5 protein-coding genes are annotated in these 5,809 nt (G+C 59.7%); 1 reads left to right on the top strand and 4 read right to left on the bottom strand.

The annotated features are described in order from the left end of the window. The 3 genes from ACRESD_RS11770 to ACRESD_RS11780 form a co-directional block, all read right to left on the bottom strand. Positions 1 to 1,217 (bottom strand): HAMP domain-containing protein (locus tag ACRESD_RS11770; protein ID WP_431751056.1); only part of this gene is annotated, 1,217 nt, incomplete at its 3' end. A gap of 114 nt (positions 1,218 to 1,331) precedes the next feature. Next, positions 1,332 to 2,744, bottom strand: a complete 1,413-nt coding sequence (locus tag ACRESD_RS11775) for a PLP-dependent aminotransferase family protein (protein WP_431751057.1) — start codon at positions 2,742 to 2,744, stop codon at positions 1,332 to 1,334. Positions 2,745 to 2,946: 202 nt separating this feature from the next. Next, a complete protein-coding gene (locus ACRESD_RS11780; RefSeq protein ID WP_431751058.1) occupies positions 2,947 to 3,708 on the bottom strand; it encodes an SDR family oxidoreductase in 762 nt (253 codons plus the stop codon). A 228-nt stretch (positions 3,709 to 3,936) separates the two neighbouring features. Here ACRESD_RS11780 and ACRESD_RS11785 point away from each other — a divergent pair, with 228 nt between their 5' ends. Then, positions 3,937 to 4,944 carry an NADP-dependent oxidoreductase gene (locus tag ACRESD_RS11785; protein WP_431751059.1) on the top strand — a complete coding sequence of 336 codons (1,008 nt, stop codon included), beginning with the start codon at positions 3,937 to 3,939 and terminating at the stop codon, positions 4,942 to 4,944. 70 nt (positions 4,945 to 5,014) lie between these two features. Here ACRESD_RS11785 and pyrF read toward each other — a convergent pair whose 3' ends face one another. Further along, positions 5,015 to 5,713 (bottom strand): orotidine-5'-phosphate decarboxylase, encoded by a 699-nt coding sequence (pyrF, locus tag ACRESD_RS11790; RefSeq protein ID WP_010211681.1) that lies wholly within the window; start codon positions 5,711 to 5,713, stop codon positions 5,015 to 5,017. Between the last annotated feature and the right edge of the window lie 96 nt (positions 5,714 to 5,809).

The raw sequence follows: 5,809 nt of genomic DNA on the forward strand, positions 1-5,809 counted from the left end.
CTGACCTCGACGTTGGTCTGCTCCGTCACGCTGGACAGCGATTGCGCCGAAGAAGCCAATTGCTCTATACCCGCCTGCAGCCCGCTGACCATCTGACTCAAGCCATTGCCCATCTGCTGCATGGCCAACATCAGTTGACCGATTTCATCACGGCGACTGACCTCCATGCGCCCACTCAGGTCACCCGAGGCAATCTGCTGGGCCACGGCAATCGCGCTGCGAAGCGGGGTTACAATCAGGCGCGTAATGACCCAGGCCGCAATCAACCCCACCAACAACGCCAAGGCCGAAGAACCGATAATCAGCAGTGTGCTTTTCTTCAATTGCTCTTGCATCGACTGGTCTTCGACGGAATAGGCCTGGTTGACCCGGCTAACCACTTGATCAGCCCTGTCATGCAACTGCTGATAGACCCGCTTTTCCTGGGCCAGCAGACCCGTGTATTCGCCGAGCTTTTCGCTGAACGAGGCGATATGTCCGGAGACTTCGTTGAGCACGGTCTGATAACCCGCGTCCTTGACTGACGTTTTCAGCTGTTCGACCTGAGCCAGAGCCTGGTCCGCCTGTTCGATCTTGCCTTGCTCGGCAGTGTCGGCATCGGCCTTGCGGCTCTGGTCCAGGCGCACCCGCGCTTCGTTCATGGCTTGCAACATCAACTTGGACACCTGGCTGACCTGCCCTGCCTGTTCGATAAACTCGGCGCCCTCCTTGCCCTGGCTTTCCTTGAGGCCATAGGCACCGTCGTCTGCCAGACCGGCCTGCAACACGTCGAGGTTGTTGGCGACACTGGAGACCGACCAACTGGCCATTTCCAGGGCCAGGTCCTTGGTCTGATTCAACTCGACAAACTCGTCAAACGCCTTGCGATACGCGGCCAGCGCCTGCTCGACCTCGGTCATTACCGGTACATTGGCGGCATCCCCTGCCTTGAGGCCCGCGGCCAAGGCCGCCAAGGCGTCGACGCTTGCATGCAGGGCATCGACCGCCTTGTGGTCGGCATGCAACGCGTAGTCCTGCTCGATCAGGCGCACCTTGAGCAAGCCGCTGTTGAGCGAAGACATTGCCTTGAGGCCCTCGAAACGCTGGCCAACGGTTTGCAGGGACCACACGCCAATTGCCGCCACGATCGCGGTCAGCAATAGCACCAAGGTGAAACCCAAGCCCAGTTTTTTCGCCATACCGAGGTTGGCGAAACGTCGTTGCACGGCCGAAATCATTGCACTTGAGTCCTCTTGCAATGGCAGATGCCATCAAGCGTGGTTTCCATGCAGCGAGATTCGCAACCGTGCGCCACTGATACAAGATGCTGGCGCCGGAATAATGGCAAAAAGCTACATGCCCGTCGTTTTCAGGATGGTCGAGGTCGATCTGGCAGGGCCCATGGCACGGAACAATGCCAGTGCGCGTTGATCAGCAGCATAGGCCACATTGATCCGCAGCCAATCACTATGTTCACCGCCTGGGTTGAACAACGCTCCCGGCGACAGCAGTACGCTGAGTCGGCGTGCGCACGCCTGCAGACGGGAATGATCCGTCGCGCCCGGCCGTGCCCACAGGAACATACCGCCGGACGGCACGGCAAACACCTGCCATTCTTCGTCTTCCAATACCTGCAAGGTGTCGGCCATCTGTGTATTCAGGCGCTTGCGCAGACGTTGCACCCACTTGCGATACGTACCGTTGGCCAACAGCGTGGCAACCACCGCTTCGGCAAAACGCGAAGTGCCGATGCCCGTCAGGGTCTTGAGGCTGGCCAATTGTGCGATGACCGCAGTGCTGGCACTGAGGTAGCCCACTCGCAGGGCGCTGCTCAGGGTCTTGGAGAAGCTTGAAACGTAGATCACCCGGTCATCGTGGGGCAGTGCTGCTAGCCGCGTGCAGTTGGCGTGCTGCAAGTCACCGAAGATATCTTCCTCGATGATCAGAAAATCCTCGCTGTGCGCCAATTCCAGCAAACGCTCGGCAACGCCCTGACACAGGCTGGTGCCGGTGGGGTTGTGATACAGGCTGTTGATGAACAGGCATTTGGGCCGATGGTTGCGCAGCAGCGCTTCGAGTGCCGGGATATCCGGGCCGCCATGGGTGCGCGGCACCTGCAGCAGCATGACACCATGGAATGCCAGCTGACGATAGAGGTTGCCATAGCCCGGCGTCTCGACCACCACCGTATCGCCGGCCTTCAACAAGGTACGGATGAGCAAGTCCTGGGCATGGCTGGCACCATTGGTGGTCAGGATACGGTCGAGGCTAGTGGCAATCTTGATGCGAGTCAGCCGCTTGAACAGTTGCTCACGCAGCGCCAGCAGCCCCAGGGGCGGGCTGTAGCTGAACAGGCCCTGGGTGTCGGTACGGCTGACCTCGCGTACCGCATAGCTGATGTCATCGCTTTCGCGCCAGGTGTCCGGCAACCAGCCACACCCCAGTTTCAACTCACCCAACGGGCCATCCGTGAAGGCGGCCCAGCCCTGCTCAGCACCTTCATACCAATGGTTTTCATGGGATGTTGGAGGCTGGGCCACTACAAACCCCGAGCCCTGCTTCGAGGCCAACACCCCCTGGGCCACCAACCGATCGAACGCTTCAACCACGTTGGACTGACTCAGCAGATTATCGAGGGCCAACTGGCGGATGGAGGGCAGACGAGTTCCGGGCGTCATCCCGCCCTTGCGAATCCATTCCGTCACCGCACTGACGATTTGCTGCACCACCGGTACAAGGGCTTGTCGATCGATCCCTAAATCCATGCGCCACTCACTCCAACTGTCTGTTATTCAACCAAAACAGTTAAGCACAGAAGCCCTCTACGCCTCGTCACGCATTTTTATTAAAGTATTGATTTTATTGACTTATTTACCTTGTGACACACATTCAATCCAGGCCATTTGCCAGCTCCGGAAAAACCTCACACCCCAGCAAAACTTTTCGAATGGAGACCGGCGTGGATTCCTAGATTGCAGTTGCGCCACCGTCTACGGCCAACGCCTGGCCCGTGGTGAACGCAGCGCCGTCACTGCACAGGTACAACACCGCGCTGGCGATTTCCTCGACCTTGCCAATACGCCCGACCGGATGCATGGCGGCGGCAAATTCTGCCTTGCGGGGGTCCGCTTCGTAGGCGCGACGGAACATGTCGGTATCGATCACGGCCGGGCACACCGCGTTGACGCGGATTTTCTTTTTCGCGTATTCGATTGCAGCCGACTTGGTCAGACCGATGACCGCATGCTTGGACGCGGCATAAATGCTCATCTTCGGCGCCGCTCCCAACCCCGCGACCGAGGCGGTGTTGACGATCGCTCCGCCGCCCTGGGCCAGCAGCAACGGTAATTGGTGCTTCATGCACAGCCACACACCCTTGACGTTGACACCCATGATGGCGTCGAACTCATCCAGGCTGCCATCCGCCAGCTTGCCCTTCTCGATCTCGATCCCGGCGTTATTAAAGGCATAATCCAGACGACCATAGGCAGCGACGGTCTGCGCCATCAACGCCTGCACATCGGCTTCCAGAGTGACGTTGCAACGCACGAACAGCGCCTCGCCACCGGCTTGGCGGATCAACGCAACGGTACCCTCACCGCCGCCCACGTCGAGGTCCGCGACCACTACTTTCAGGCCTTCGGCGGCGAACGCCAGCGCGGTGGCGCGACCAATACCGGCAGCGGCGCCGGTCACCAGGGCGACCTGGCCGGAAAACGTCATGCTCATGGGGGATGTCCTTTGGAAGAAATAGCCGTGGGTCGAGTCTAGCCAACGCCATGGGCAGCACGTCAGCACTATCAGAAGGCCGGTTGGCGCTGCATGAATCACAGTGATAAAGCGCCCAGACTCACTATCAGCCAGGCCTATCGCCGGGCATTCGCGTCGTTCGGACAACCTTGCTCACTGGCCCTCAAGGGTCTATCACTCAAGATTCACTTCTAAAGAGTCCTTGCCATGACTGCCCAGACCAACCGCCAATTCCTGCTCGCCAAACGTCCAGTCGGGGCGGCCACGCGGGAGACCTTTACCTATCAGGAAGTGCCGGTAGGTACGCCTGGGGATGGCCAAGTGCTGGTGCGCAATGAATATCTATCCCTGGACCCGGCGATGCGTGGCTGGATGAATGAAGGCAAGTCCTACATTCCGCCGGTCGGCATCGGTGAGGTGATGCGCGCACTGGGCGTGGGCAAGGTGATTGCATCTAACAATCCGAATTTCGCGGTAGGGGACTACGTAAATGGCGCCTTGGGAGTGCAGGATTACTTCCTCGGCGAACCGCGTGGTTTCTACAAAGTCGATCCCAAGCTGGCTCCCCTGCCCCGCTACCTGTCGGCCCTCGGCATGACCGGGATGACCGCCTACTTCGCGCTACTGGACACTGGTGCGCCCAAGGCTGGCGAAACCGTGGTGATCTCTGGCGCCGCTGGAGCGGTGGGCAGCATTGCCGGGCAGATTGCCAAACTCAAAGGCTGCCGCGTGGTGGGCATTGCCGGTGGGGCCGACAAGTGCAAATTCCTGGTGGATGAATTGGGTTTCGACGCGGCCATCGACTACAAGAACGAAGACGTACCCGCCGCCCTCAAGCGCGAGTGTCCCAAAGGTGTGGACGTGTACTTCGATAACGTCGGCGGCGATATTCTCGACGCGGTGCTCAGCCGCTTGGCATTGAAGGCACGTGTGGTGATCTGCGGTGCAATCAGCCAGTACAACAACAAAGAGGCCGTGAAAGGCCCAGCCAACTATTTGTCGCTGCTGGTCAATCGCGCACGCATGGAAGGCTTTGTGGTGATGGACCACGCGGCCAACTTTGCCAAGGCCGGACAGGAAATGGCTGGCTGGATGGCCCAGGGCAAGCTCAAGAGCAAAGAAGATATCGTGGAGGGACTGGAGACGTTCCCGGAGACGCTGATGAAGCTGTTCAACGGTGAGAACTTTGGGAAATTGGTGCTGAAAGTCAGCTGACGCTACATAGATCTAAATGTGGAAGGGGGCTTGCCCCCTCCCACATTCAAAGCTGTGTTTAGCTCTGGTATCAGGCGATCTCGGCGACCACAGCTGCCAGCGCCTTCGCCGGATCAGCCGCCTGGCTGATCGGGCGACCGATCACCAGGTAGTCCGAACCCGCATCCAGGGCCTGACGGGGGGTCAGGATACGGCGCTGGTCATCCTGGGCACTGCCCGCCGGGCGAATACCCGGGGTCACCAGTTGCAGCGATGGGTGCGCGGTCTTCAGGGCCTGGGCTTCCAGCGCCGAGCAGACCAGACCATCCAGGCCGGCCTTCTGCGCCAAGGCCGCCAGGCGCAGCACCTGCTCCTGAGGCTCGATATCCAGGCCGATGCCGGCCAGGTCTTCGCGCTCCATGCTGGTCAGCACGGTCACACCGATCAACAGCGGTTTGGGGCCGCTGCGCTGTTCCAGCACTTCACGGCAGGCACTCATCATGCGTAGACCGCCGGAGCAGTGCACATTGACCATCCATACGCCCATTTCCGCCGCGGCTTTCACCGCCATGGCGGTGGTGTTGGGAATATCGTGGAATTTCAGGTCGAGGAACACTTCGAAGCCTTTGTCACGCAGTGTGCCGACAATTTCTGCGGCGCAACTGGTGAACAGTTCCTTGCCGACCTTGACCCGGCAAAGCTTCGGGTCCAACTGGTCAGCCAGCTTCAGTGCGGCGTCACGAGTGGGGTAATCCAGGGCGACGATGATAGGAGTCTGGCAGACGGACATTGGAATGGGCTCTCAGGCAAGTCGAAATCGGCGCGGATTGTAGCGCAAGCAGCGCCGTTGCGGGATCCGATGATCGGTAAATACTGTTCAACTGCC

It is taken from the genome of Pseudomonas sp. (assembly GCF_050739995.1).
Classification (GTDB): Bacteria; Pseudomonadota; Gammaproteobacteria; order Pseudomonadales; family Pseudomonadaceae; genus Aquipseudomonas.

Bases quoted from the DNA above. Each gene is read 5' to 3' on its own strand.
- ACRESD_RS11775 (WP_431751057.1), bottom strand. From the start codon at position 2,744: ATGGATTTAGGGATCGATCGACAAGCCCTTGTACCGGTGGTGCAGCAA.
- ACRESD_RS11780 (WP_431751058.1), bottom strand. From the start codon at position 3,708: ATGAGCATGACGTTTTCCGGCCAGGTCGCCCTGGTGACCGGCGCCGCT.
- ACRESD_RS11785 (WP_431751059.1), top strand. From the start codon at position 3,937: ATGACTGCCCAGACCAACCGCCAATTCCTGCTCGCCAAACGTCCAGTC.
- pyrF (WP_010211681.1), bottom strand. From the start codon at position 5,713: ATGTCCGTCTGCCAGACTCCTATCATCGTCGCCCTGGATTACCCCACT.